Source organism: Cypionkella sp., from assembly GCF_034376685.1.
GTDB lineage: Bacteria > Pseudomonadota > Alphaproteobacteria > Rhodobacterales > Rhodobacteraceae > Cypionkella.
This window is the reverse complement of record NZ_JAXMJJ010000094.1, coordinates 1-25,839: the sequence shown is the minus strand read 5'-3', so window position 1 is coordinate 25,839 and position 25,839 is coordinate 1. Positions and strand designations below refer to the sequence as shown.

The 25,839-nt window shown below is 61.7% G+C and carries 28 protein-coding genes and 1 tRNA gene; 19 read left to right on the top strand and 10 right to left on the bottom strand.

From position 1 onward, the window contains the following. The first annotated feature begins 99 nt into the window (after positions 1-99). Positions 100-795 carry a type 1 glutamine amidotransferase gene (locus U1A24_RS17835; protein WP_322323330.1) on the top strand — a complete coding sequence of 232 codons (696 nt, stop codon included), beginning with the start codon at positions 100-102 and terminating at the stop codon, positions 793-795. A 214-nt stretch (positions 796-1,009) separates the two neighbouring features. Here the strand turns inward: U1A24_RS17835 and U1A24_RS17830 are convergent, their stop codons facing one another. Together U1A24_RS17830 and U1A24_RS17825 are read right to left on the bottom strand one after the other, a co-directional pair. Then, positions 1,010-2,014 (bottom strand): tellurium resistance protein, encoded by a 1,005-nt coding sequence (locus tag U1A24_RS17830; RefSeq protein WP_322323329.1) that lies wholly within the window; start codon positions 2,012-2,014, stop codon positions 1,010-1,012. Positions 2,015-2,179: 165 nt separating this feature from the next. Further along, positions 2,180-2,965 carry a phytanoyl-CoA dioxygenase family protein gene (locus U1A24_RS17825; RefSeq protein WP_322323328.1) on the bottom strand — a complete coding sequence of 262 codons (786 nt, stop codon included), beginning with the start codon at positions 2,963-2,965 and terminating at the stop codon, positions 2,180-2,182. A gap of 87 nt (positions 2,966-3,052) precedes the next feature. Here U1A24_RS17825 and U1A24_RS17820 point away from each other — a divergent pair, with 87 nt between their 5' ends. The 3 genes from U1A24_RS17820 (at position 3,053) to U1A24_RS17810 (ending at position 6,173) form a co-directional block, all read left to right on the top strand. Then, positions 3,053-3,964 carry a LysR family transcriptional regulator gene (locus U1A24_RS17820; protein ID WP_322323327.1) on the top strand — a complete coding sequence of 304 codons (912 nt, stop codon included), beginning with the start codon at positions 3,053-3,055 and terminating at the stop codon, positions 3,962-3,964. 162 nt (positions 3,965-4,126) lie between these two features. Beyond that, a complete protein-coding gene (locus U1A24_RS17815) occupies positions 4,127-5,155 on the top strand; it encodes a LacI family DNA-binding transcriptional regulator (protein ID WP_322323326.1) in 1,029 nt (342 codons plus the stop codon). Between the two features lie 49 nt (positions 5,156-5,204). Next, entirely contained in the window at positions 5,205-6,173 is a 969-nt protein-coding gene (locus tag U1A24_RS17810; RefSeq protein ID WP_416173503.1) for an ROK family protein, read from the top strand. On the opposite strand, the gene U1A24_RS17805 is transcribed toward U1A24_RS17810, so the two are convergent. Beyond that, positions 6,170-6,829 carry an alpha/beta hydrolase gene (locus tag U1A24_RS17805; protein WP_322323325.1) on the bottom strand — a complete coding sequence of 220 codons (660 nt, stop codon included), beginning with the start codon at positions 6,827-6,829 and terminating at the stop codon, positions 6,170-6,172. The genes U1A24_RS17810 and U1A24_RS17805 overlap by 4 nt on opposite strands. Further along, entirely contained in the window at positions 6,826-7,455 is a 630-nt protein-coding gene (locus tag U1A24_RS17800) for a DNA-3-methyladenine glycosylase 2 family protein (protein WP_322323324.1), read from the bottom strand. The genes U1A24_RS17805 and U1A24_RS17800 overlap by 4 nt, the downstream gene beginning before the upstream one ends. An 81-nt stretch (positions 7,456-7,536) precedes the next feature. Between U1A24_RS17800 and U1A24_RS17795 the strand changes: the two genes are divergently transcribed. Together U1A24_RS17795 and U1A24_RS17790 are read left to right on the top strand one after the other, a co-directional pair. Then, positions 7,537-8,745, top strand: coding sequence for an MFS transporter (locus tag U1A24_RS17795; RefSeq protein ID WP_322323323.1), 1,209 nt, complete (start codon positions 7,537-7,539; stop codon positions 8,743-8,745). 3 nt (positions 8,746-8,748) lie between these two features. Next, entirely contained in the window at positions 8,749-9,201 is a 453-nt protein-coding gene (locus U1A24_RS17790) for a GNAT family N-acetyltransferase (protein ID WP_322323322.1), read from the top strand. 69 nt (positions 9,202-9,270) lie between these two features. Here U1A24_RS17790 and U1A24_RS17785 read toward each other — a convergent pair whose 3' ends face one another. The 3 genes from U1A24_RS17785 to cysS are packed head-to-tail and all read right to left on the bottom strand — an operon-like array spanning position 9,271 to position 13,114. Continuing rightward, the gene (locus U1A24_RS17785) at positions 9,271-10,032 is read right to left on the bottom strand and encodes a squalene/phytoene synthase family protein (RefSeq protein WP_322323321.1); all 762 of its coding nucleotides are present in this window, start codon (positions 10,030-10,032) and stop codon (positions 9,271-9,273) included. Continuing rightward, entirely contained in the window at positions 10,029-11,651 is a 1,623-nt protein-coding gene (cimA, locus tag U1A24_RS17780) for a citramalate synthase (protein WP_322323320.1), read from the bottom strand. Before cimA ends, U1A24_RS17785 begins: the two co-directional genes overlap by 4 nt. Then, positions 11,648-13,114 carry a cysteine--tRNA ligase gene (cysS, locus tag U1A24_RS17775; RefSeq protein ID WP_322323319.1) on the bottom strand — a complete coding sequence of 489 codons (1,467 nt, stop codon included), beginning with the start codon at positions 13,112-13,114 and terminating at the stop codon, positions 11,648-11,650. Before cysS ends, cimA begins: the two co-directional genes overlap by 4 nt. 228 nt (positions 13,115-13,342) lie before the next feature. Here cysS and U1A24_RS17770 point away from each other — a divergent pair, with 228 nt between their 5' ends. From U1A24_RS17770 to U1A24_RS17760, 3 genes are read left to right on the top strand one after another with little or no spacing between them, the layout of a single operon-like run. After that, positions 13,343-14,728: a pyridoxal phosphate-dependent decarboxylase family protein gene (locus U1A24_RS17770; RefSeq protein WP_322323318.1), complete on the top strand. Its 1,386-nt coding sequence runs from the start codon at positions 13,343-13,345 to the stop codon at positions 14,726-14,728. Next, positions 14,729-15,586 (top strand): TPM domain-containing protein, encoded by an 858-nt coding sequence (locus tag U1A24_RS17765; protein WP_322323317.1) that lies wholly within the window; start codon positions 14,729-14,731, stop codon positions 15,584-15,586. Between the two features lie 25 nt (positions 15,587-15,611). Further along, positions 15,612-16,082, top strand: a complete 471-nt coding sequence (locus U1A24_RS17760; RefSeq protein ID WP_322323316.1) for a hypothetical protein — start codon at positions 15,612-15,614, stop codon at positions 16,080-16,082. Here U1A24_RS17760 and U1A24_RS17755 read toward each other — a convergent pair. The 3 genes from U1A24_RS17755 to U1A24_RS17745 form a co-directional block, all read right to left on the bottom strand. Beyond that, positions 16,079-17,890 (bottom strand): ABC-F family ATP-binding cassette domain-containing protein, encoded by a 1,812-nt coding sequence (locus U1A24_RS17755; protein ID WP_322323315.1) that lies wholly within the window; start codon positions 17,888-17,890, stop codon positions 16,079-16,081. The two genes, U1A24_RS17760 and U1A24_RS17755, sit on opposite strands and share 4 nt — an antisense overlap. A 99-nt stretch (positions 17,891-17,989) precedes the next feature. Then, positions 17,990-18,739, bottom strand: coding sequence for a GNAT family N-acetyltransferase (locus U1A24_RS17750; protein ID WP_322323314.1), 750 nt, complete (start codon positions 18,737-18,739; stop codon positions 17,990-17,992). Positions 18,740-18,800: 61 nt separating this feature from the next. Further along, positions 18,801-19,313: an outer membrane protein assembly factor BamE gene (locus U1A24_RS17745; protein WP_416136332.1), complete on the bottom strand. Its 513-nt coding sequence runs from the start codon at positions 19,311-19,313 to the stop codon at positions 18,801-18,803. Between the two features lie 235 nt (positions 19,314-19,548). Between U1A24_RS17745 and U1A24_RS17740 the strand changes: the two genes are divergently transcribed. The 10 genes from U1A24_RS17740 to U1A24_RS17695 all read left to right on the top strand — a co-directional run. Continuing rightward, on the top strand, positions 19,549-20,121 hold the full coding sequence (locus U1A24_RS17740; RefSeq protein ID WP_322323313.1) for a DUF177 domain-containing protein: 573 nt from the start codon (positions 19,549-19,551) through the stop codon (positions 20,119-20,121). A 174-nt stretch (positions 20,122-20,295) separates the two neighbouring features. Next, on the top strand, positions 20,296-20,499 hold the full coding sequence (rpmF, locus tag U1A24_RS17735) for a 50S ribosomal protein L32 (RefSeq protein ID WP_054006057.1): 204 nt from the start codon (positions 20,296-20,298) through the stop codon (positions 20,497-20,499). Between the two features lie 24 nt (positions 20,500-20,523). Beyond that, a complete protein-coding gene (plsX, locus tag U1A24_RS17730) occupies positions 20,524-21,645 on the top strand; it encodes a phosphate acyltransferase PlsX (protein WP_322323312.1) in 1,122 nt (373 codons plus the stop codon). Further along, the gene (locus tag U1A24_RS17725) at positions 21,642-22,613 is read left to right on the top strand and encodes a beta-ketoacyl-ACP synthase III (protein ID WP_322323311.1); all 972 of its coding nucleotides are present in this window, start codon (positions 21,642-21,644) and stop codon (positions 22,611-22,613) included. The genes plsX and U1A24_RS17725 overlap by 4 nt, the downstream gene beginning before the upstream one ends. Positions 22,614-22,714: 101 nt before the next feature. Beyond that, positions 22,715-23,014, top strand: coding sequence for an integration host factor subunit alpha (ihfA, locus tag U1A24_RS17720; RefSeq protein ID WP_054006177.1), 300 nt, complete (start codon positions 22,715-22,717; stop codon positions 23,012-23,014). A gap of 12 nt (positions 23,015-23,026) precedes the next feature. Further along, positions 23,027-23,800, top strand: a complete 774-nt coding sequence (locus U1A24_RS17715; RefSeq protein WP_322323310.1) for a MerR family transcriptional regulator — start codon at positions 23,027-23,029, stop codon at positions 23,798-23,800. 63 nt (positions 23,801-23,863) lie between these two features. Continuing rightward, positions 23,864-23,941: transfer RNA gene (locus tag U1A24_RS17710), tRNA-Pro, on the top strand. Positions 23,942-24,002: 61 nt separating this feature from the next. After that, the gene (locus U1A24_RS17705) at positions 24,003-25,085 is read left to right on the top strand and encodes a 2'-deoxycytidine 5'-triphosphate deaminase (protein WP_322323309.1); all 1,083 of its coding nucleotides are present in this window, start codon (positions 24,003-24,005) and stop codon (positions 25,083-25,085) included. Positions 25,086-25,087: 2 nt separating this feature from the next. Then, positions 25,088-25,537, top strand: coding sequence for a hypothetical protein (locus tag U1A24_RS17700; RefSeq protein WP_322323308.1), 450 nt, complete (start codon positions 25,088-25,090; stop codon positions 25,535-25,537). 27 nt (positions 25,538-25,564) lie between these two features. Further along, the coding region (locus U1A24_RS17695; protein WP_322323307.1) for a CoA transferase at positions 25,565-25,839 on the top strand (275 nt) is incomplete at its 3' end.

Sequence of the window (25,839 nt, the reverse complement as noted above, 5' to 3'; positions counted from 1 at the left end):
ACGTCCCACTTTCACGGGCAGCAGCGATTGGCAAGGGTGAAACGGCGCTTGCAGCTAAAATCCCACTTCGGCATGGTGCGGCCAAATCCGGGGGAATCCATGCGCGTCGCCATCATCGAAAACACTGCCATCACCCATCACGGTCAGGTCGGCGTGGCTTTGCACGAAGCCGCCGCCACCATCGACCTCTATAAACCGTGGCTGGATGGCCGCTTGCCCACACCCTCCAGCTTCGATGCGCTGATCTCTTTTGGCGGCGAACAGACCGCTTTATCCGATCACAGCCACCCCTATCTGCCCGACCTTGCCGCTTTGCTCTATGACACCGCCCTCAGCGGCAAAGCCACCCTCGGCATCTGCCTTGGCGCGCAAGCCCTTGCGCGCGGTGCAGGCGCTGAAAACACCATCGGCAGCAATCCCGAGTTCGGCTGGTGCAAGATCGAGTTGACCGATCAGGGCCGCGCCGATCCGGTATTGGGCCTGTTGCCCAGCAATTTTCCGATCTTCGAATGGCACTCCGATCATTTCACCCTACCGCCCGAAGCGGTGCATCTCGCCACCAACCCCGCCGCCACGGTTCAGGCCTACAAAGTCGGTCGCGCAGGCTATGCCACGCAGTTCCATTTTGAGGCCAGCCGCGCCGTCGTCGCCGATTGGGCCCGCCGCTTCCCCGAGGTGATCGAGGCGCAAAGCCCCGGCTTCACCGCCGCCCTCGCCGCTGCAGCCGAGCGCCACGGCCAAGCCGCCGACGCGCACGGCCTCGCCATCGCGCGAGCATGGGTGGCGCTGATCTGATCTGGCTTTGAGCCGAAAGAAAACGCTCCGCTGGAGCGTTTTCCGGTTCATTGCTCACAAGGCGGAATGCCGTTGAGCAAGGGGTGTTGTGCCGCAAGCCGCCGCTATGAAAATCGGGGCGCGCCTGACTGGGCTGGCGCGGCAACGCGCCTGCCAAGGGCCAGGCAGGCGCGGCCCGATTTGTTTTCGAACAAATCGGGCAAGACCCCCATCCTCACGCCTCGGCTGCGTTGGTCTTGGCCGCCAATTTCCCCGTCGGCCACATCGCAATCACCTTCCAGGCAATCGTCACAACCACAACCACTGCAGCCGCCAGCAACCCCAGCCCGATCTGCTCCATCTGACCGCCCAACCCGATCAGTGCCGCCGCATAGCTGACCAGCGGAAAGGTGAAGCTGCCCCACAACGCCGAAAACCCCGCCACCGTCACCCAGCGCAACCCCAGCAGCAGCGCCAGAAAAATCACCGCCCCAAAAGCCGCAAAACTCTGTGCCAGCACCATCTGCCCCAAGCCCGTCGCGACCAGCGTGAACAACGCCGCAGGTGCCAAATGGATCGCCAGCAAGGGCCGCAGCGGCGCAGGCGGTATCCGCCCAATCAGTTGCGCCAGCGATGCGCCCCAGATCAGCCCCGCAATCGGCATCGCTCCCCACAGCAGGCCCTGCGCCAGTTCCATCCGCCCCAAAGCCAGCGCCGGAATCGCCGCCACAATCGTGCCTACAAAACTCAGATGCCACGCCGGATTGACCACGCGCTGCTCTTTCGGCGAGCGCAGCAGGCTCCAGATGATCAGCCCCGCCAGCCCGCCATGCACCGCAAGTGCTGCCACCATCAGCCCATAAGCCACCTGCGGCGCGTAGGGCACCAAAATCGCCGCCGCCAACATCGCGCTCATGCTGCACGCCGCCATCCCGGCCCGTCCCGGCAATATCTTCAGATCCTCCAGAAGCACCGCAGGCCGCCGCGCGATCTTCGAGAGCAGCGCGAGCGTGGCAAACGCCCAGAACGCCAGCACCGCGCCCAAAGCCGCCTCTACCACGCCGCCCGGCAGCCCCAGAACCTCCGCCGCGCGGCGCAAAGCCAGCCCAAGCCCCAGCATCCCCAGCACCACCGGAAACACCGCAGGCGGCATCTTGGCGAACAGCTTGGGTTTGCGCGGCGGAAACTCCGGCGGCGGATAGGCTTTCGGGCGGCGCTGAACTTTCGGGCTTTGGGTCATGGCAATCTCCTTGCCCTCTTGTCCCACCGCGCGCGCCGCCCCACAAGCCTGATCGCAGAGACCAATCAGCGCAGCCAAAGCTTAACAGATCCTGAACACCTCTGACTAACCCTATGATCTAGAAAGGTTCCAGAAATGGTCCCAACGCGGGACCACCCCAAACCCTCACTTCAAAAACGGAAACCAATCCTCCCGCAACACCTGCCCCGCCACCATCTCATGCCCCGGATAGGGCGGCGAGGTCCGCCCCGGCCGCTCCACATACCGGGCATCATCGCCCAAAACCCGCAGCGAAAACGCCCGCCGCCGGGTGCCCGCCTCATTCCCCCGCGCGCCATGCAGGGTGCGATAATTGAACGCCACCGCGTCGCCTGGCTCCATCTGCCACTCCCGAACCGGCATCCCTTCGGCATCCGGGTCCGGCACCGGCATGTAAAGCTCGGGGTTCGGATAAAACGAGGTTTCCGCCAACCACCGCGTCGGCAGCACCTCTTTCGGCCACAAATGCGACCCCGCCACACAGCGCAAACTCGCCTCTTTCACCGGATCGAGCGGTGACCAGAACGACACATTCTGCCGCCCCTCCACAAAGTAATACGGCCCATCCTGATGCCACGGCGTCGCCCGAGACGTCCCCGGTTCCTTCACCAGCACATGATCATGAAACATCTGCACCCGATCAGACCCCATCAGCTTAGCCGCCACATCCGCGACCTCAGACTGCTTGATCACCCGCTCAAATTCCGGGATGCGATCCCAGTTGCAATAATCATCAAAGAACCGCCCCGCCTCACCGGGCTTCAAATTCTCCGCCGCAAACGGCCCCGGCTCGGCCATATTCCGCGCCACTCCGGCCTGCAACTCCTCGACCCAATCCGCCCACAGCCCCTTCACCAGCACCACGCCATCGCGCTGATACGCCTCAATCATCTCATCGGTTACGTCTACCATGCTGGCCTCCTGATTTCGCTTGGATTGCAGAATGGCGAGGCTTAATCATAGCCGCAAATAATACCTTTCAATGCAGGTCATAATCTAATGCTATCCCTTACCCTGCGCCAGTTGGAGTATGCCACCGCCGTCGCGCGTCACGGCGGCATGACGGCTGCAGCCGAAGTGCTGCATGTCAGCCAGCCCGCACTGTCGGTGGCCCTCGCCCAGCTCGAATCCCTGCTGGGCCGCCCGCTGTTCCTGCGCCGCGCCGGAGGCCGCCTGACCCCCACCGCCTTCGGGCGCGGCTGGCTCGATCTGGCTGAGGCGCAACTGACAGCCCTGACCCGACTGACCGACCCGAATGCCGCCGCCGAAGATATCCGTCTTGCGGTGTTCGAAGACCTTGCGCCCAGCTGCCTGGCCCCGATCCTGACTTGGGCGGAAACCCGTGCGCCTCACTTGAAGATCACGCCGCAAGTGATGGATTTTGAAACGCTTTCCGATGCCCTGCACAAGGGCAAAGCCGATCTTGCCCTGACATGGGATCTCGGCCTGCAATCCGACATTGCCCGCCAGACTCTCGCCCGTATCGCCCCCCACGCCATTCTACCGCCAGATCACCCCCTCGCGCGGCACACATCCCTGACCCTGATCCAACTTGTCCCCGAACCGCTGATCCTGACCGATCAGGGCCTGTCGCTGGGCCATATGCGCGGGCTGTTCGCGCAAGCGGGTCTGACGCCACAAATCCACCACCGCACCGCCTCGCTTGATCTGATGCGCAGCTATGCCGCCAACGGTTTGGGCATCGGCCTGTCCTATACCAACCCCGCCGCCCGTCTCAGCCCCGATGGCAAACCGCTGGTGACCCGCCCGATCCGCGATGCCGGGGCCGAGCCGCTGATCCTTGCCCATCTTGCACAGAACCCGCCCTCTGCCGCAGCGCAGCAACTGAGCGCACTGATTCCGCAAGCTCTGCCAGATGCCTTAAGCCGCGAATCAACCCTTGGCATTTGATACCGCTTTGAACTTGCAACCATTCCCGCAACCCTCTGATAAATAAGCACACCCAGAAAAAACTGTAACGATTACGCAAATCAGGCCTCAAACACTTTGACCACCCCGGCGCGCGCGGTTAGTGTCCCTGCGCAACCTGACCCTATGGGCACCCAAACCCCGATGAACCTTAAAGAACTGGCGCAAAAGCTGAACCTCTCGCCTACAACCGTCAGCCGCGCGCTGAACGGCTACCCGGAGGTCAATGACGTGACGCGCGAGCGTATCGTCGCCGCTGCCAAGCGCTACAATTACCGCCCCAACACCCGCGCCATCCGGCTTGCAACGGGCCGCGCTATGGCGGTCGGCCATGTGTTTCCTGTGGCGACGAAATCCGAAATCATGAACCCGATCTTCGCCGATTTTATCGCCGGCGCTGGCGAGATCTATGCCGCCAACGGCTATGACATGCTGCTTTCGGTCGTGGCCGACGATGCCGAAGCCGCCGCTTACCGCGATCTGAAATCGCGCGGGGCTGTCGATGGCGTCATTGTGCATGCCGTGCGCACCTATGATCCGCGCATCGCCAGTCTGCAAGACTTGGGCCTGCCCTTTGTGACGCATGGCCGCGCCACCGGGATTGAAACAGATTATTCTTGGGTTGATGTCAACAACCGCCGCGCCTTCCTGCGCGCCACCGAATTTCTGCTTGATCTGGGCCATAGCCGCATCGCTTTGGTCAATGGCAAAGAGGATATGGATTTCGCCATTCGCCGCCGCACCGGCTATGTGGATGCGCTGGCGGGCCGTGAGATTGCCCCCGATCCCGCTTTGATGACCAGCGACGAGATGACCGAGCTTTCCGGCTATCGCGCGGCCAAGCGCATGCTTTCACTAGAAAATCCGCCCACCGCCTTCGTTGCAGCCTCGATGCTATCGGGCATGGGCGTGCGCCGCGCGATTGAAGGTCAGGGGCTGAAACTCGGCCGCGATGTCTCGGTGATCATCTTTGACGATGAGCTCAGCTATCTGCGCAACGGCGACGATGTGCCGATTTTCACCGCAACCCGGTCTTCGGTGCGCGATGCCGGACGGATTGCTGCCGAAATGCTGCTGGCCCTGATCGCAGACCCGACCCAAGGCCCCTTGCATCGCCTGCTGGAAGCCGATCTTATCCTCGGCCAGTCCACCGGCCCTGCCCCGCGCAAATAAGCCTGAAATCAAATGCCTGCGGGCCAAAGCTAAGAAAAAGAGGTCACTGATGCCGAAGCCCCTCGCCCTCGTTGCCGATATCGGTGGCACCAACACCCGCGTGGCTTTGGCCGATGGCAAAGTGGTGCGCCCCGCCAGCATCCGCCGCTATGCCAATGCCGAATTCACCAGCCTGGAGCCGGTTCTGACCCGTTATATGGCCGAAGAAGGTCTGAAATCGGTCGATGGTGCTTGTGTGGCTGCCGCTGGCCCGGTCCGCGATGGCGTGGCGGTGATGACCAACCTGTCCTGGGTGATCGACGCCGCCCTGCTGATCCGCGCGACGGGGGCCGCGCAAACCGCCATTCTGAACGATCTGCAAGCCCAAGGTCACGCTTTGGGCCATATCGCGCCGGAACATCTGCGCCCGCTGATCCCCGGCACCCAAGTGGCAGGCGCCGCGATGCTGGTGGTCGGCGTCGGCACCGGCATGAACGCAGCCCCGGTGCATGATACCGCCCAGGGCCGTCTGGTTGCGGCCTCGGAATGTGGTCATATCGCGATGCCGGTGCAGACCGAGCAAGATTTCCGCCTGTCGCGCTTTGTTGCCACCAACGGGGCCAATGCCCACGGCTACGCCGGGGTTGAAGACGTCCTCGCAGGGCGCGGGCTGGAGCGGGTGCATGCGTTCATCTGTGCCGAGGCAGGCCAACCGCAAGATCTGAAAGCTGCCGAGATCATGGCGGCGCTGGCCGCCAATGATCCACTAGCACGCGAAACTGCCAAGCTTTACATGCACTTGCTGGGTCAAGAACTTGGCAACCTCGCGCTGATCCACCTGCCCTTCGGCGGCATCTACCTGATTGGCGGCGTCGCCCGCGCGATGGTGCCCTATATGGACGAGATGAATCTGGCGCAGGCCTTCCGCACCAAGGGTCGATTCGCCGAATTCATGCAAGGCTTCGCGGTTTTCGCGGTGGAGGACGATTTTGCCGCCCTCACCGGCTGCGCCGCCTACCTCGCCAGCGGTGGCAATTAAACCCCCAACCGATCGGCGATAAAGCTCAAAGCCACCTGCAAGCCATCCGGCGCAATCCCATGCCCGGTGCCCTGCATCACATGACCATAGGTGGCAAATCCCGCCGCCACCAAAGCATTGCCCGCCGCCTGCATTTCGCCGAACGGCACCACCGGATCCTGATCGCCATGTATCAGCATAACTTCAGGTTTAACCTTAGCTTCTACCGGCAAAGCCTCAGGAAACATCAGTTTTCCTGAAATCGCGACAACTCCGGCAATCGCCACCTCTCGCCGCGGCGCTACATGCAGGCTCATCATCGCGCCCTGCGAAAACCCGACCAGAACCAGCGCCTCTGGCCCCAGACCTTCCGCGGCCAGCCGCGCATCGAGAAACCCGTTCAGATCCTCTGCCGCCCGCGCTAATCCGGCCTTCGCATCCGCCTCGGTCGATCCATCAAACCGCGGAATGCCAAACCACTGCCGCCCGTAAGGATTGCCCGCGCAAGCCTCGGGCGCATCCGGCGCATAGAACACCGTATCCGGCAAATGCGGGGCCAAAGCATCCGACAGCCCCAGCAAATCCGCGCCATCCGCGCCATAGCCATGCACAAACACCACCATCGAGCGCACAACACCCGACCCAGACGCCGCCCGCCCGAACTTCAACTCTCTCATCGAATGCCTTCCCGCGATTTTGCCACATGGTAGTAGGCCCAAAGCACCCGCGCCGCAACCGCACGCCATGGGCTCCAGGCTTCCGCCATCACCCGCAACGCCTTTTCCGAGGGCCGCGCCTCCAGCCCGAACAGCAGCTTCGCGCCCTCTTGCAGCGCCAGATCACCCGGCGCAAACACATCCGCCCGCCCCAGCGCAAACATCGCGTAGATCTCGGCCGTCCAGCGCCCAATCCCCGGCACCGCCACCAGTTCCGCGATCACCACCTCATCCGGCATTCCCCGCAGGGCCATGAAATCAATGCCAGACGCCGCCAGCGCCCGCGCATAGCGCGCCTTCTGCCGCGACAGCCCCGCCGCGCGCAAATCCTCATCCGAGGCCGCCAGCACGCCCGCCTGATCCACCACCCCGGCCGCCTCCATCCGCGCCCAGATCGCATTGGCGGATGCCACCGAAACCTGCTGCCCGACAATCGCATCCAGCAAAGCCGTGAAGCCATCGGCATGTCGGCGCAGCGGCAAATCCCCCACCAAAGCCAAAGCCCCGGCGAACCGTGCATCAGAGGCGCTCAGCCAGGCCGCCCCCTCTGCCACACAGTCCAAACTCTCAATAATCCGCCCGACCATCACCCCTCCACGCCCGCGTAATCCATAAGGCCAGAGCGAATCCCCCTTGCCCAGCCCGAAACCGCCGCCTACCGATGGCACATGATGACCCAGCAAGACAGCCTCGCCCGCCGCAACGTGTTTGTGCTCGTTGCTTCCCAAGCCATCCTTGGCGCGCAACTGCCGATGATTTTCATCATCGCGGGGCTTGCCGGTCAAAGCCTTGCGCCCAACCCGTGCTGGGCCACCCTGCCAATTTCCGCGATGGTGATCGGCTCGATGCTGACGGCGACACCGATTTCCGCCTTCATGGCGAAGTTCGGCCGCCGCGCGGGTTTCATAGTCGGCACTTTGGGCGGCACTTTGGGCGCAGCGATTGGCGCTTTGGGTCTGCATATGGGGTCATTCAGCCTCTTCGTGCTCGGCGCGTTTTTCTCGGGTATCTACATGTCCGCGCAAGGCTTTTACCGCTTTGCCGCTGCCGACACCGCCTCCGACGCCTTCCGCCCCAAGGCAATTTCCTGGGTAATGGCAGGCGGCTTGCTGTCCGCCATCGTCGGGCCGGAATTGGTAAAACTGACCAATGATCTGATGGTGGTGCCGTTCCTTGGCACTTACCTCACCGTCATCGCGCTGAATTTCTTTGGCATTTTTCTGTTCGGCCTGCTCAATATCCCAAAGCCGCCCGCGCCGGTCTTGGGCTCTGACCAAGGCCGCAGCCGCGCAGAGCTGATCCGCACCCCCGCCATTGCCGTCGCCGTCATTGTGGCCACCGTGTCCTATGCCTTGATGAACTTGGTGATGACGTCCTCACCACTGGCCGTCGTCGGGTGCGGCTATGCCAAATCTGACGCCGCCAATGTGGTGATGGGGCATGTGCTGGCGATGTATGCGCCGTCTTTCGTCACCGGCCATATCATCGCGCGCTTTGGCGCTGAAAAGGTCATGGCGGTTGGTCTGGTGATCCTTGCCGCCGCCGGAGCGGTGGCGATGGCCGGGGTCGATCTGATGAACTTCTTTACCGCGCTGATCCTGCTCGGCATCGGCTGGAACTTTGGCTTCATCGGGGCGACCACGATGCTGACCGCCGCGATCCAGCCGAACGAGCGTGGCCGGATGCAGGGCCTGAACGACCTGATCGTGTTCGGTGGCGTCACGGTGGCAAGCTTCTCGTCGGGCGGGTTGATGAACTGCTCGGGCGGCTCGGTGCAGGCCGGCTGGCAAGCGGTGAACATGGCGATGCTGCCGTTTCTGGTTCTGGCAGGCGGCGCACTGATCTGGCTGGTGCTGCGCCCGAAAGAGACGCGCTAAACCATGATCCGCCCTGCGACCCCCGCTGATCTGTCGCAGCTGTGCAAGATGGTGCACGCCCTTGCCGCGTATCACGGCGACACCGCAACGGCGACGGTTGCCAACCTGCAACGCGATCTGTTTGGCCCCTCGCCTTGGCTGCACGCGCTGGTGTTTCAGGGCCCGCGTCGTCTGCAAGGCTATGCCGCCCTCACCCAGTTGGCACGAGTGCAATTCGGCCAGCGCGGCATGGATCTGCATCACCTGTACGTTTGTACCGATGCGCGCGGCGACGGTATCGGCAAGGCGCTGCTGGCCGCCAGCCTCGATTACGCCCGCAGCAAGACTGCAAGCTATGTGACGGTTTCAACCCTTCCGGGAAACGCCATCGCACAGGCGTTTTATCTGGCACAAGGCTTCCAACCGGCCCCGGTTGCGGGCCTGCGCTATGCGTTCGATCTTGTGGGCAAACCTTAACAGATCCTTACCGAGGGCATGCTAAGCCATTGATTTATTGTGCTGGAAATCCTGTCCACACGTGGACACTCACCACCGCCCGGTAAATCCCTGCCACAGCAACCGCCCCCGCCGCCCAAACTCCGACAGCCCCATCCGGCCCTCCGCGACCACCATCGGATTGGCAAAAACCTGCCGCAAAAGCGCCTCCGCCTGCCAGCCCGCCAACAAAGCAGGGGCAGCCTTGCCGACCAGATGACGCCCCGCCCGCGCCTTGGAAATCTTCTCCACCCCCCGCGCCGCCAAATCCCGCACCGCCCCCGGCCGCCCATCCACCAAAGGCCGCCGCCCGCGTTCTTCCAAGCTCGGCACCGCCCGCAAATACGCCGCCAATCCCGCAGCCCAGCCATAGGCCCGCACGGTTTCCTCAGCCTGATCCGCAGCCCCGCAAGCCTGCGCCGCGAGCCACATCAACCCAGCGGACGTCTCCTCCAGATACAAATCAAACGCCGCCTGATCCTCGAACGGCTCCGAATACACATCCCAGATCCGCGCCGCCGACATCCTGTCCAGCACGCCCAGATCCAGCCCCGCCGCCCCAATCAGATCGTGCAGCGGCCCCGCCACCTCATGCGCCCGAGGTGCCGCTTCCGCCACCACATCGCGCCACCATTGCAGCCGCATCTCCGCGATCATCGGCTCTTTCGTCACCCAAGGAGCGCGGGCGATCTCCAGATTGAACGCATAAAGCGGCCACAGCCGCGCCCGCAACGGGGCTGGAGCCGCCATCACCGCCGCGAACCGATCCGGGTCGCCGCGTTCCACCAGATCGGCGCAGGCAGTCAGGCTCACACCGGGGCCCCGATATCGCGGATCAGTTTCCAGTTGATCGCATCCAACAGCGCCTCAAAACTGGCATCCACGATGTTGGCCGAAACCCCCACGGTGGACCAGCGCCGCCCTTGGGCGTCTTCACTGTCAATAATAACCCGCGTCACGGCCTCGGTGCCGCCTTGGGTGATCCGCACCTTGAAATCGACCAGCCGCAGATCGTCAATCACACCCTGATAAGGGCCGAGATCCTTCGCCAAGGCTTTCGAAAGTGCGTTCACTGGCCCGCGATCAGTGCCAGTTTCATCCATGCTTTCGCTGACCGACAGCATCTTCTGATCGCCGATTTTCACCACCACCACAGCCTCGGACAGACTGACCATCCGGTCGTATTTGTTCTTGCGCCGCTCTACCGTCACACGGTAGCGCTTGACCTCGAAAAACTCTGGCAGCAGGCCGAGTTCCTTGCGCGCCACCAGCTCGAAACTGGCCTGAGCGCTGTCGTAAGCGTAGCCCTGATCTTCGCGTTCCTTGATGATCTCCAAGATGCGACCGAGACGCGGATCGCCTGCGGCCACCTCGATGCCCGCCGAGATCAGACGGGCGCGCAGGTTGGATTGCCCGGCTTGATTGGACATCGGGATGATGCGTTCATTGCCGATCAGCTCGGGCGGGACATGTTCGTAAGTGCTTGGATTCTTGAGGATTGCGCTGGCATGCAGACCTGCCTTATGGGCAAACGCACTGGCCCCGACATAAGGTGCAGCGCGGTGCGGCACACGATTCAGGATATCATCGAGCATGCGGGACAGGCGTACAAGGCCCGCCAAAGCTTCGGTTGAGACGCCACATTCAAGCTGGCTTGCGAAGGGTTCTTTCAGCAGCAAGGTTGGGATCAGCGTCACCAGATTGGCGTTGCCGCAACGCTCTCCCAGCCCGTTCAACGTGCCTTGAATCTGCCGCGCTCCCGCCTCTACTGCCGCCAAGGAATTGGCGACGGCATTGCCGGTATCGTCATGGCAATGGATGCCCAAGCGATCACCGGGGATGCCAGCGGCGATCACTTCGGCCACCACGCGACCGACTTCCGAGGGCAAAGTGCCGCCATTGGTGTCGCACAAAACGATCCAGCGCGCACCTGCATTCAAGGCCGCACGCAGGCAAGACAGCGCGTAATCGGGGTTGGCGCGGTAGCCGTCGAAGAAATGTTCGGCGTCAAACAATGCCTCGCGCCCCTTGGCGGTGACGTGTTTGAACGAGGCTGCGATCGCCTGACGATTTTCCTCTAGGGAAACACCCAAAGCGGTAGTGACGTGAAATTCATGGGTCTTGCCGACCAAACACACCGCGGGCGTGCCCGCATCCAACACCGCCGCCAGCACATCGTCATTCTCAGCCGAGCGCCCGACCCGCTTGGTCATGCCAAACGCCGTCATGGTGGCGCGGGTGTTCGGCGCATTGGCGAAAAACTCCGAGTCGGTCGGGTTCGCCCCCGGCCAACCACCCTCGATATAATCCACCCCTAACGCATCGAGCGCCGAGGCGATCTGGCGTTTCTCCGCCGTGGAGAACTGCACGCCTTGGGTCTGCTGGCCATCGCGCAGTGTGGTGTCGAAAAGGTAGAGGCGCTCGCGGGTCATTTGAGGGACTCGAGTTTGGCGGGATCGAATTCTGCCGTGGGCAGTAAGCTAACTCCAGATTTTGACATCTGAACTTCAATGCCCGCCGCCTGCAAATCTGCTTTAAGGGCATCAACGGCTTGAAAGTTTTTGCTGGCCATCGCCGTAGCGCGCAAATCCTGTAGCCGCTCAGACAAGACCTGAAGGTCAAACTCCACTGTCGCGTTTTCGATGGCAGTCCGCCTGAGAGCCTTTTGGGTATCAAGTTTTACGAAGCCTAAAAAGGCCAAGCTATCAAAAAAAACAATCGTTTCATCACTATCCAGTTTCGAATTTGACGCGCTTGCAACCTCGTTGGCCATCCTAAAGATGTGTGTCATCGCGAGGGGCGTGTTCAAGTCATCTTCCAATGCAGCCAAAATCTCCGGTGCGACGCGTGAGCCGTCAAAATCTCGAGCGGGGTCGGAGAGTCTGTGCCGCTTTATCCTATTCCAATTTTCTAAATGGTGGACCGCAACTTCCCGTTCACTTTCGGTCCAATCAGTTGGTTTCCTGTAGTGAGTCTTGAGGAAGACAAATCGTATCACCTCGCCAACAACGCCCTGCTCTAGCAAATCCCGCACCGTAAAGAAATTGCCCAAGCTCTTGGACATCTTTTTTCCCTCGACCTGCAGCATCTCATTGTGCATCCAGACGTTGGCGAAACTCGCCTTTGGATGGGCGCAGCAGCTTTGGGCGATTTCGTTTTCGTGGTGAGGAAATTGCAGATCCAAGCCGCCGCCGTGGATGTCGAACGACGGCCCCAGCAATTCAAAACTCATCGCCGAGCATTCGATATGCCAGCCGGGACGGCCCCGGCCCCAAGGGCTGTCCCAGCCCGGCTCGTCGCCCGAGGACGGTTTCCACAGCACGAAATCCATCGGATCTTCTTTATAGGGTGCCACCTCGACCCGCGCGCCGGCGATCATATCGTCGATGGAACGGCCCGACAGCGCGCCGTAGTTCTTGTAGGACCGCACGCGGAAAAGCACATGGCCTTCAACGGCATAGGCATGGCCAGAAGCGATCAGGCCTTCGATCATCGCAACCATCGGGCCGATATATTCGGTCGCGCGCGGTTCAAAATTCGGTCGCAGCGCCCCCAAAGCGTCCATATCGTCGTGATACCACTGGATGGTTTCTTCGGTGCGCTCGCGGATCAGCGCCTCCAGCGGGCGCGCATCACCGGCCTGTTGCCGGGCCAAAGCGGTGGCGTTGATCTTGTCATCGACATCGGTGAAATTGCGCACATAGGTGACATGATCCGCGCCATAGACGTGGCGCAAAAGCCGATACAGCACGTCAAACACCACCACCGGGCGGCCATTGCCCAAATGGGCGCGGTCATACACCGTCGGGCCGCAGACATACATCCGCACATTATCGGGATCAATCGGGGTGAAGATTTCCTTCGCCCGCGTCTTGGTGTTGTGCAGTTTGATCATCGCAACCCTCGCCCCTTAGCGCTCGCATTTGCCTGCGGCGGGTCTATCAGCTTGATCCTGTTGAGGGAATGAGGTGATGGCCCGCCTGACGATAAGTCAGCAGGTAATGCAGCAAATGATGATGCCCATCGTGTTCATGGCGCTGTCATAGCGCCGATTTGGCCGCGCGCCAAGCCTCTTGTTCCGGGCGGGGTGGCGCTTCATTCTGCAGCAAAGGGAGCCTTCGTGATGAACCATGACGATCTGAACCACTGGTCCAAGCGCGCTGCCGATTGGGCGACGGCTTATCACAAGGGGTTGCGCGACAGGCCGGTGCGTGCAGCGCTGGTGCCGGGGGCTATTGCGGCGCAACTGCCCGCCACCGCCCCGGAAGCACCCGAACCGATGGAGGCGATTTTCGCCGATTTTGAAGCGATTGTGCCCGAGGGCATGACGCATTGGCAGCACCCGCGGTTTTTCGCGTATTTTCCGGCCAATGCCTCACCTGCGTCGATGCTGGCCGAGCAGTTGGCCAATGCGATGGCCTGCCAGGGCATGCTGTGGCAGACCTCTCCGGCGGCGACGGAAATCGAGCAGGTGATGATCGGTTGGATGCGGGAGGCGCTGGGTCTGCCCGAGGGATTTACCGGCACGATCCACGATTCGGCGACCACCGCGACCCTGTCGGCGATCTTGACGATGCGTGAGCAAGCGACGGCGTTTCAAGGCAATATCAAGGGGTTGAATGGGATGGCCCCGCTGCGCATCTATGCTTCGGCACAGACGCACTCCTCGGTGGATAAAGCGGTGCGGGTGGCGGGGATCGGGCAGGATAATCTGGTGAAAATCCCGACCGATGCCAGCTTTTCGATGCGGCCAGAGGCATTGCGGGCAGCGATTGAAGCGGATCAGGCGGCGGGGCTGCTGCCTGCGGGCGTGGTGCTTTGTGCCGGGGGTACCTCGATCGGGGCGTTTGACCGGATTGCGGAGTGTATTGCGGTGGCGAAGGCATATGGTTTGCCGGTGCATGTCGATGCGGCTTGGGCGGGGTCTGCGATGATCTGCCCCGAGTTTCGGCATATGTGGCAAGGCGTGGAAGGCGCTGATTCTATTGTGTTTAATCCGCACAAATGGCTGGGCGTGCAGTTCGATTGCGCCATCCAGTTTTTGCGCGATCCGGGCCCGCAGGTCAGAACGCTTGGCCTGCGTCCAAGCTATCTGGAAACCGCCGGGCGGGAAGAGATCGTGAATTTCAACGAATGGACAGTGCCGCTGGGTCGGCGGTTCCGGGCGTTGAAGCTCTGGTTCACCTTGCGGGCCTATGGGCTGGAGGGGCTGCGCGGGCGCATGCGCAACCATGTGCAATGGGCGCAAGACTCGATGGAAGAGTTGACGAAGATTCCTCAGGTGAGGATTACCACGCAACCCATTCTGTCGCTTTATACTTTCGCGCTAGAGGATGATGCAGCGACCGAAAATCTGCTGAATCGCATCAACGATGATGGCCGGATCTATCTGACGCAGACCCGCCACGAGGGTCGCTATGTGATCCGGGTGCAGATCGGTCAGTTTGACTGCACCCGCGCCGATGTCATGATGATCCCGCAGATTGTTGCGGAACTGATTGGACAGTGAATGATTCGAGGACTGATTCGTGCCCTGCTGTTGCTGCTGTTTTTGCCCGCCACCGCATTGGCGCAGGGGATGCCGCAGCCGTTGTCGGATACTGTGTCGGATTTCGCAGATGTGCTGACGCCGCAGCAGGAAATCACGCTGAGCGACACGCTGCAAAAGGCCCGCGACGAAACCGGCGTGCATATTGCTTTGGTGGTGCTGGATTTCCGCGCCAAATACGGTGGATCCGGGCAAAGTATTGAGACATATGCCAAAAACCTGTTCAACGCCTGGGGCATCGGCGACAAGACCCGCCATGACGGCATTCTGATCCTTGTGGCGCAGGGTGACCGTGAGATGCGGATCGCCCTTGGGGCGGGGTTTGACGCGGTCTATGATGGCTTGGCGCAGCGGGTGATTGACCGTGAGATGTTGCCCGCCTTTCGCGACAACCGTTATGCCGAGGGCATCCAAACCGGGACGCAAGCGGTGATCGACCGTCTGGCGCGCCCGTTTGCCAGCCGCAATCCGCCAAAGGTCGAGCGGGATTATACCGGCCTGCTCTCGGCGCTGCCGTTCGTGTTGTTCTTCGGCGTGTTCGCAGCGGCGGTTCTGCGTCGGCAGATTGGCGATGTGGCCACGCGGTTTCGCGCCTGTCCGACCTGTGGCCGCAAGACGCTGCGCCGGGACCGGGTTGTAGACACTGCCGCCAATACCACGCAGGCAGGCCGCGGCACACAGACCACGCGGTGCAGCGAATGTGACTATTCGCGGCGGGATTCCTACGAAATCCCGAGGATAACCAAGTCTTCATCGGGTTCCTCTGGCGGATTTGGCGGTGGGCGGTCTTCGGGTGGTGGCGCGTCCGGGCGATGGTAGGCATTTTAGTTTCAGGGTAAGAGACATGCGCAAACTGATTGGAATGCTTGTGCTTTTGCCAATGCCGGTGCTGGCTCAGGTCGCCGCTACGGCGATGTTTCCAGCCGAGGCATCCTGCTTTCAACGCCATTATGATGCCGCACATCTGGCACAGCATCCGCAGCAAAACATCACCAACATTTCGCTCACCCCCGCCGAAGGTCAGCAGGTCAGCACCTCACTGGTGGTGGATATCGCGGTGCATCTGCGCGGCAAATCCGACAGCTACGTCGGCAGCGCCTATTGCGAGCCTGATGCCGCAGGCCTGTTCTGTGGCATGGAGGGCGATGCGGGGGCCTTCACGTTGACCCTGCGCGACGGCGGCGCATTGCTGCTGAAGGTCGATCCGCGCGGGATGAGTTTTGAAGGTGATCAGGATTTTCTGACCGTCTCGGGCACCAGCGGCGATGATCGGGCGTTCCTGATGTACCCCGTCGCCGCCGCTGATTGCTTCTAAGCCCGTTCGGCCAGCGCCAGCCATTCGGCCTCGGCGGCACTCAGCTGCGCTTGGCGTTCGGACAAAGCGTCCCCTGCCTTGCGGAATTTCACCGGCTCTTTGGTGAACATCAGCGGGTCGGACAGCAGGTCTGACACCTTGCCAATCTCGGCTTCCAGCTTTTCGATGATGCCGGGCAGAGCCTCCAGCCGCTTGCGTTCGGTGAAGGTCAGGCCTTCGGCCTTCTTCGCATCCGACTTGACTTGTGTCGCCGAACCAGCTGATTTTGCGGAGTTATCCGCCGTCAGCGTGCCGCCAGAAACCACGCGTTGGTTCTGATAATCCGTCCAGCCGCCCGGATAGACGGTCGCGCGACCGCGACCTTCCAGCGCCACGGTCGAGGTGGCAATCCGGTCGATGAAATCACGGTCGTGGCTGACCAACAGCACGGTGCCATCGTAATCGCCCAAGATATCCTGCAACAGATCCAACGTTTCCACGTCGAGATCGTTGGTCGGTTCGTCCATGATCAACAGGTTCGACGGCAGCGCCATCAGTTTCGCCAGCAGCAGACGCGCCTTTTCACCCCCCGAAAGTGAGCGCACCGGCGCGCGGGCTTGCGCTTCGTCGAACAAAAAGTCTTTCAGATAGGCCACGACATGCTTGGGATTGCCGCGCACCATCACCTGATCAGAGCTGCCCGAGACCGCCATCAGCGGATCATTGGTCAGGCTGTCCCACAGGGTTGCATTGGGGTCGAGCCTTGCGCGAGCTTGGTCGAACACTGCGATTTCCAGATTTGTGCCAAGCTGCACGGTGCCGGAATCAGGTTGAAGTTCACCCGTCAACATCTTGAGCAGCGTAGTTTTCCCGACCCCATTGGGGCCAACAAACGCCACCCGGTCGCCGCGCTGCACCCGCAGATCAAAGCCCTGCACGATGGTCTTGTCGCCGAAGATCTTGGAAATCCCCTTCGCCTCGATCACCCGCTTGCCCGATTGCGTGCCCGAATCCAGTTCCAACTGCGCCGTGCCTTGGCGACGGATCTGGCTGCTGCGTTCATCGCGCAAAGCCGCCAGCGCACGCACCCGGCCTTGGTTGCGTTTGCGACGAGCCGAGATGCCCTCAACCGCCCATTTCGCCTCGGCTTTGATCTTGCGATCCAACTTGTGGCGGGCGTCGTCTTCTTCGGCCCAAACGGTTTCGCGCCATTCTTCAAAGCCGTCAAACCCGGCCTCGCGGCGTTTGATCTGGCCGCGATCGATCCACAAAGTCGCGCGGGTCAGTGCGCGCAAGAAAGCCCTGTCGTGCGAAATCAGCACGAAAGCAGTGCGGGTGCCTTTGAGTTCTTCTTCAAGCCATTCAATGGCTTGGATATCAAGGTGGTTGGTCGGCTCGTCCAGCAGCATCAGTTCTGGCGCTTCGGCCATCAGCTTGGCCAAGGCAGCGCGGCGACGCTCGCCACCGGATGCCGTAGACACCGGCGTCTCGGGGTTGAACTTCAGCCCCTCGGCCACCATCGCCACTTTATATTCTTCGCCCTCGGGCAGCATCGAAGCAGCGTAATCGCCCAAGGTTTCAAACCCCGACAGATCCGGGTCTTGCTCCATATAGCCGACATGCACGCCGGGCGGCACCACGCGGATGCCTTTATCGGGTTCAACCAGCCCCGCCATCACCTTCATCAAGGTGGATTTGCCAGAGCCATTGCGGCCGACCAGCGCCACCCGGTCACCGGGTTGGACGACAAGATCAAGCTCGTCAAAAACAGGATTGCCGCCGAAAGTCAGCGAGATGCCAGAAAGCTGGAGAAGGGGTGCGCGTGCCATGCCCGCCTGCTAGGGCACCTTTCGGGCGGCGTCAATCGGCGATGGCGCGCAAAGCCCGCGCATAGCTATTCCGCAATTGCACGCAAAGCACGCGCCGGTCTATTCCGCGATTGCGCGCAAAGCACGCGCGCGGGCGGGCGGAATTTTCGCAATCTCGACGGCGGTGAAGACATGCAGCGTGTCCAACTGCCGATCAATCACCGCATGATCGCTGACCCAACCGGCCATCGCGAGATAGGTGCGCAGCAAGGGCGGCAGGCTTTGCAGCGCCTCACGCAGATCGAAGGGCAGATCGCGCAGCGTGTCGGCAAAGCCAAACACCTCGGGGGCTTTTCGCGCAGGCCCCCAAGGTTCGGGCGCCAGATGGCCGCGCAGCAAGGCCAAAGCCTTGGCATGCGCTTGCCATTCCGCGCCCTCGAACGATGAACAGCCGAACAGCAGCTTGACCTGTTGCGCATCGACGATCTGCGCCATCGCCCCCCAGGCCAGCCGCAGAATATCCGGGTCGTGCCAATCGGGATCAAGGCAGAAGCGCCCCAGCTCCAGCTTGGCCCCCGCGAATCCATCAAGGGCAGAAAGCCCGTAGACCTGGGCGGAATAGCTGTCGGTGATCGATACATCCGCCGCAAAGGACATCAGCCGATAACAGCACACCAACTGCCCGCTTGCGGTTTCTTCGACCAGCACATGCTGGCACAGGGCATCAAACCCATCCGCATCGCGCGCCGCAGCCAAGCCGATGCCGCGCCGTGCCAGAAAGCTGCGGTGGCGCAGACCCTGCGCGCGGGCAAGATCAGCCTCTCCCAGTGCCAAGCGGGCCTGATATTTGCCTCTGACCAGCGCAACCATCACGGACCTCGCGAAAAGCGGCAACAGGAGGGGCCGCAGCCCAGATCACGTCAACCCAAGCTTACCTCAGCAGTTGCTCCGCACTCAGCCCACCAATGTTGCCGAACAGCTGTTGCAACAGGCTTGCGCCCTTGACGTTGGATGTGGTCACCCGGCGCGACAGCGGCACGATCTGGCCTTTTTCAAGCCCGAACCGCTCAATATTCTCGACCACACCGGCTTCGGTGAAGGTGATCGCCACAACCTCGCGGTCGATCTCTTTGGGCGGCAGCGCGCCGGTGGTCTTGAAGCGGCTCTCGACATAATACCAGCCGACATCATTCAGCAGCCCCGAAGCCGAAGGCCGCCCGACCTTGACCGCCACAGATTCGCGGGTGTCCTCGCCCACCGACAGCAGCGCCAGTTCTTCTTCCGTCGGAATATAGCCGTGATCGCGGTAGATCGGCGAACATGCCGTGATCAGCACCATCGCCGCCGCGATCATCCAGGCCCGAACGCCCAAAGCTTGCACGCCCAAAGCCCGGACGGGGCCGCCAGAGGCGATCCGAGCCGATTTACCGAAAAGCTGCGCCATTCCTGCCCTCATCCTCGTGGTCTTGCCCCCGCCGCTGCCCCACCAAGGCCTTGCGCCAGCCGTTGGAGGCCAGTATCGCAAGGGGAAAGGCGGCGGTTGCCAAGGCCCGTTGCATTTGGCTTACAGAAGGACGCGGCTCTGTTCAAGAATGGAACGCGGATGCGACCGAAAACACCGACAAAACCGCATGACTGGGCGGGATGCGCCGGGAAAGATCACGATAGGGGAAATCTCGATGACCGATGCAAGTGCTTCCAAACCGGGCTTGCCCACCCAACCCTACCGCTCTGCCCTGGTGTCGGGGCGCAAGGCGCTGCGGTTCAGTTTCGCGCCTGATGAAGCCGCCCGCCGCCAGATCGCGGCCGCGCTGGATCTGATTGACCTGCCAGAATTCAGCTTCAAGGGCGAGTTGACCCCCTTGGGCCGCGCCGATGTGATGCTGCGCGCTGATCTGACTGCATTGGTGATCCAGCCGTGTTCCGTCACGCTTGCCCCGGTGCGCAGCCGTCTCGCCGACACCACCGAGCGGCGTTATGCCTATGATTACGCCCAGCCCGACGCGGATGAGCTGGAAATCCCCGAGGATGATGTCGAGGCGCTGCCGGAAATCATCGACATCGCCGCCGTGGCAATCGAAGCGCTCGCGCTTGCCCTGCCTTTATATCCCCGCGCGCGCGGTGCCGAGTTTGCCGAGACTGCCTTTGCGGCCCCCGGCGTGGCACCTTTGCAATCGGCTGATCTGAAGCCTTTTGCCGGGTTGGCGGGCCTCGCCGACAAGCTGAAAAAGCCCGAAGAGCCAGAGGCTTAGTCTGGGGTTTGACCCGATCCGCTGGTGATTGCAGAAAGGGGCTTGCGCGTGGCGGGAATCTGACTATGTTCCGCGCCTCATTGAGAGCTTTGTTGCGCAGCCGTTCTATGTGTAATAAGGCTCTGAAATCAAACTAAAATCCGGGGCCTGTCCCCCACTATCCGAGGTCGTGACATGGCTGTCCCGCAGAACCGCACCACCAGCTCCAAGCGCAACATGCGTCGCTCGCATGACGCATTGGTCGCTGGCAACCCGCAAGATTGCACCAACTGCGGCGAGCTGAAGCGCCCGCACCACGTTTGCCCGTCTTGCGGTCACTATGATGCCCGTGAAGTTGTAGCCACCAAAGCCGTGGAAGTTGACGAGGACGCGGCGTAAGCCGCCCCTTGCATCGCTTGCCCCGTGGGAACCGGAACAGAAACTCCGTCTGACCTTGGTGCAAGCGGCATCGTCATTTCTGTTGATGCGATGGGATCAGATCGCGGACCGGGGGCTGTTGTCGCCGGTCTAGTGCTGTCTGCGGCCCAACTCCCCGATGCCAAATTCCTGCTGCATGGTGATTCTGCGGTGCTTTCGCCGCTGCTCGCCCGTCATCCCGAATTGGCCTCTCGTGTCACTTTGCGTCACACCGACCGTGTGGTGACAATGAACGACAAGCCGTCTCAGGTGATGCGCAACGGCCAAGGCACCTCGATGTGGTCCTGCATTGATGCGGTGAAGAACGGCGAGGCGACGGTTGCCGTGTCTTGCGGTAATACCGGGGCCTTGATGGCGGTGTCGATGATCCGCCTGCGCAAGCTGCCCGGCGTCAACCGTCCGGCGATTGCCTGCCTGTGGCCCTCGCGCAATCCCGGCGGCTTCAATGTCATGCTGGATGTTGGCGCTGATATCAAAGCCGAAGCGGCGGATCTTTTGCAATATGCCGCGATGGGCGCGTCTTATGCCCGCAACGGCATGAAACTGACCCGCCCACGCGTCGGTCTGCTGAATGTCGGCACGGAAGAACACAAGGGCCGCGCCGAGTTGAAAGAGGCCAACGATCAGTTGGCCATCGCTGCCGAAGCAGGTGGCTATGAATATATCGGCTTTGTCGAAGGCGGCGATCTGCCGTCTGACCGGGTGGATGTGATCGTCACCGATGGGTTTACCGGAAATATCGCGCTGAAAACCGCCGAAGGCACCGCCAAGCTGATTTCCGACTTTATGAAAGAAGCGTTCAACGCCGGGATCCTGTCGAAGTTCGCGGCGCTTTTGGCGCTGAACTCGCTGAAGCGCCTGCAACGCCGGATGGACCCCCGCCGGGTCAATGGCGGGATTTTTCTGGGGCTGAATGGCACCGTGATCAAATCGCACGGCTCTGCCGATGAAACCGGGGTCGCGGCGGCCATCACGCTGGCTTATCAGTTGTCCAGCGCGGGCTTCCTCGAACGGCTTGCGGCACGGGTTGCATCGACTGTGCGCGCGGGGCAGGATGCTGTCGCTGAGATCGGCGCAGATGGGGCGGAGGCAAAGTCCAACGAATGACAATACGCGCCGTTGTAAAAGGCGTTGGGCATTATCTGCCCGACCGGATCGTGCCGAATGCAGACCTGGAAGCTTTGGTTGAGACCACCGATGAGTGGATCAGAACGCGCTCGGGTATCGAGCGCCGGCATTACGCCGCCGAAGGTCAGACCACCGCAGATCTGGGCACACGCGCAGCACAGGCAGCTCTTGCCGATGCAGGCCTGCAAGCCACGGATATTGATGCGATTATCGTCGCAACCTCGACCGCTGATTTCACCTTTCCGTCCTGCGCCACCACGATCCAGGCCAGTATTGGCATGACCAAGGGCTTTGCCTTTGACGTGCAGGCCGTCTGTGCGGGTTTCGTGTTTGCCTTGACCAACGCCAATGCGTTGATTCTGACGGGCCAAGCCAAACGCGTGTTGGTGATCGGCACCGAAACCTTCAGCCGCTTGATGGATTGGAAAGACCGCTCGACCTGCGTGCTGTTTGGCGATGGCGCGGGGGCTTTGGTGCTGGAAGTGGCCGAGGGCACAGGCGAGAACACCGACCGCGGCATTCTTTCGACCGATCTGAACTCGGATGGTCGTTACCGCAATCTGCTTTATGTTGATGGCGGCAGTTCGACCGGCACCACTGGCCATCTGCGGATGGAGGGCAAAGAAGTTTTCCGCCACGCCGTCGAAAAGCTGGCTGAAACCGCCCATACCGCACTGGACAAAATCGGCCTCACCGGGGGCGATGTTGATTGGATCGTGCCGCATCAGGCCAACATCCGCATTATCGAGGCCACCGCCAAACGCATGCAGGTGCCGATGGATCATGTGGTCGTCACCGTGCAGGATCACGGCAATACCTCGGCCGCATCGATTCCCTTGGCGCTGTCGGTTGGCAAGGCACGCGGCCAGATCAAGCAGGGTGATCTGCTGGTTACAGAGGCAATCGGCGGCGGTTTGGCTTGGGGCTCGGTGGTTCTGCGCTGGTAACGCGCTGAAATGTGCTTTTAAGAACGCCTTCCAAGTCACTGTTATTGACTCGCAATTTTATCCGACGCATCCTTTCCCGATAACCTCGGGGGAGTATGAAGATGAGCGAAAAGACTCTGACGCGGATGGATCTTTCCGAAGCCGTGTTCCACGAAGTCGGCCTCAGCCGCAATGAATCGTCCGAACTGGTCGAATCCGTGCTGCAACATATGTCGGATGCTTTGGCATCTGGTGAGACGGTGAAAATCTCGTCCTTCGGCACCTTCTCGGTGCGCGACAAGACGGCCCGCGTCGGCCGCAATCCGAAAACTGGCGATGAGGTTCCGATCTCGCCCCGCCGCGTTTTGACCTTCCGCCCCTCGCATCTGATGAAAGACCGCGTGGCGGCTGGCAAGAAGTAAGGATTGCAGCGGGTGGAGAAGTCACCAGACGCCTTCCGCACCATTTCCGAGGTGGCAGATGACCTTGAAACCCCGGCACATGTGCTGCGGTTCTGGGAAAGCCGTTTTCCGCAGATTCGCCCGGTAAAACGCGCGGGCGGGCGGCGCTATTACCGCCCCGCCGATGTGGCTTTGCTGACCGGGATCAAACGGCTGTTGCACGACGAAGGTCTCACCATTCGCGGCGTGCAGAAAATCCTGCGCGAACAGGGTGTGCGCCATGTGGCGGGCCTGTCCGGCCAACCTGTGCCAGACGACATCGACATGGATGCCGAAGCCGCTTTGGAAGCAGCACTGGCCTCCAACTTCGGGACGCGCGACGAGGCTGATCTGCCGCCTGAAAAGGCCAAGACCGCCACCATCGTGGCGCTGGAAACCGCGCTGCGCCGCAGTGAACCGAAATCAGAACCCGAGCCCAGCTTCAACTTCGCCGATCTGGTCGGGGATGAGGGCGATGCGGTTGAGGTCGAACTGCTGGAGGTTGAACCCGAAAGCGCCGAAGTTGTGACGCTGGTGACAACAACTATCGCGGTGGAAGCCATTGAAGACGTGGCAGAATCACCTACTCCAGCCAAGCCTCCGCTCTGGCCAGCCGATGCGCCGCTGATCCAACGCCTGCGCGCCCTTCCCCCGCATGCCTTGGCAGATCGTCAGACCGATCTGCATGTGTTGCGCGCCCGACTGCTGTCGTTGCGCGCGCGTTTGCGGGCCGCCCCGCGCTACCCTGCAACCCAACCCAAAACATAGCATTGATCGCCTTGTGCTTTCCTGCTTGCCCCCGCCCGGAATATCAGTATGAAGACCGCGTGTCGGGCCATAGCGCAGCCTGGTTAGCGCGTCCGTCTGGGGGGCGGAAGGTCGAGAGTTCGAATCTCTCTGGCCCGACCAAATCGAAAACCGCCCGCCTGCCAACCAGCAGCGCGGGCGTTTTCGTTTAGAGGATAAAGTGATGAGCCAACCCGGTGTGCTACCTGCCCAAGCCCTGCGCGGCCTGATCGAGTTGGGTGCCATCACGGCTAGCCCCGCGATCATCCCCGAGCAAATCCAACCCGCCAGCCTCGATCTGCGGCTTGGCAGCGTCGCTTACCGCGTCCGCGCCTCGTTCCTGATCGGCAAGGGTCGCAAAGCCGCTGACCGCATCGCGGAATTTGAGATGCACCGCATTGATCTGACCATGGGCGCGGTGCTGGAAAAGGGCTGTGTCTATGTGATCCCCTTGATGGAAAGCCTCGCGCTGCCGCAAGGCATCACCGCCGTCGCCAATGCCAAATCCTCCACCGGCAGGCTCGATCTGCTCACCCGTCTGATCACCGACGGCGGCACCGAATTCGACCGCATCGCCGAGGGCTACCATGGCCCGCTCTATGCCGAGGTTTGCCCGAAATCTTTCTCGGTGCTCGTCCGCGCCGGTCAACGCCTGAACCAGATCCGCTTCCGCCAAGGCCAGGCTGTGCTGTCAGATGCCGAACTGACCGACCTACACGCCCAAGAACCCCTCGTTTCCGGCGAAGCCCTGATCTCCGAAGGCCTCGGCTTCTCGGTTGATCTGAAACCCGCCACAGGCGATCTGGTCGGCTACCGCGCCAAACCCCATACCGGCGTCGTTGATCTCGACAAGATCGGCCACTACCCCGCACCGGAGTTCTGGGAGGAAATCCATTCGCAGAACGGTCGCATCATCCTCGACCCCGGCGCGTTCTACATTCTGGTGTCGCGCGAAGCCGTCACCATCCCCCCCGATTACGCCGCCGAAATGGCCCCGTTCCTAGCCATGGTCGGCGAATTCCGCGTGCATTACGCAGGCTTCTTCGATCCCGGCTTCGGCCATGCCGAGGCAGGCGGTGCGGGCTCGCGCGGCGTGCTGGAAGTCCGCTGCCATGAGGCCCCCTTCGTGCTGGAACACGGCCAGATCGTCGGTCGCCTCGTCTATGAAAAGATGGCCGAACGCCCGGAAACGCTGTATGGTCGAGAGATCGCCTCGAACTACCAAGGACAGGGGTTGAAATTGGCCAAACAGTTCAGAACCGATTAGCCATGCAGTCCGGGGCCGTGCTCATCGCACTTGCCCTCGCAACGCCCGCCCCGGCGCAGAGCATCATTGTGCAGCTTGTGCCCAACGCCGATCCAGATGCGGTGATCTACTGCGCGATACGTCTGCAAGATCGTCAGATCAGCACCGTTGCCACCAAGGGCCTCGGGTTTCAAAATCTGCGCCCCTATCACTGGTGGGCCAACCCCGCCGAAGATCGGGCGCTGCTGCACAGTGTTGCGAGCTTTCTGACCGGAGACATTCCCTCTGCCAACCCGCTGTCGCTGCCGCGCCTGCAACCGCCCTATCTGACGGTGGATTGGCGTGCGAATGTCGATGGCAGCCTCGCCTCGGGCCGCTATCAGGCGCAGGGCACCACCCTGCCCGCCCCCCTGCGACACCTGATCGCGACGGTGATGCCCGGCAGCTATTGCGCGCACGGCCTTAACGACTAACCTGCGCGCAACCACAGGAGTTGCCGCATGGCCCCGCTTTCCGGCGTTACCATTCTTGACCTCACCCACGTTCTCGCCGGGCCGTTTGCCAGCCTCAGCCTCGCCGATCTCGGGGCCAAGGTGATCAAAGTGGAACGTCCCGGCAGCGGCGATGACACCCGCGCTTTTCCGCCCTTCATCGAAGGGCAAAGCGCCTATTTCGCGGCGCTGAATACCGGCAAAGCCTCTATCGCGCTGGATCTGAAGGCAGAGGGTGACCGCGCAGTGTTTGAACGCCTGCTGGCGCGCGCCGATGTGGTGCT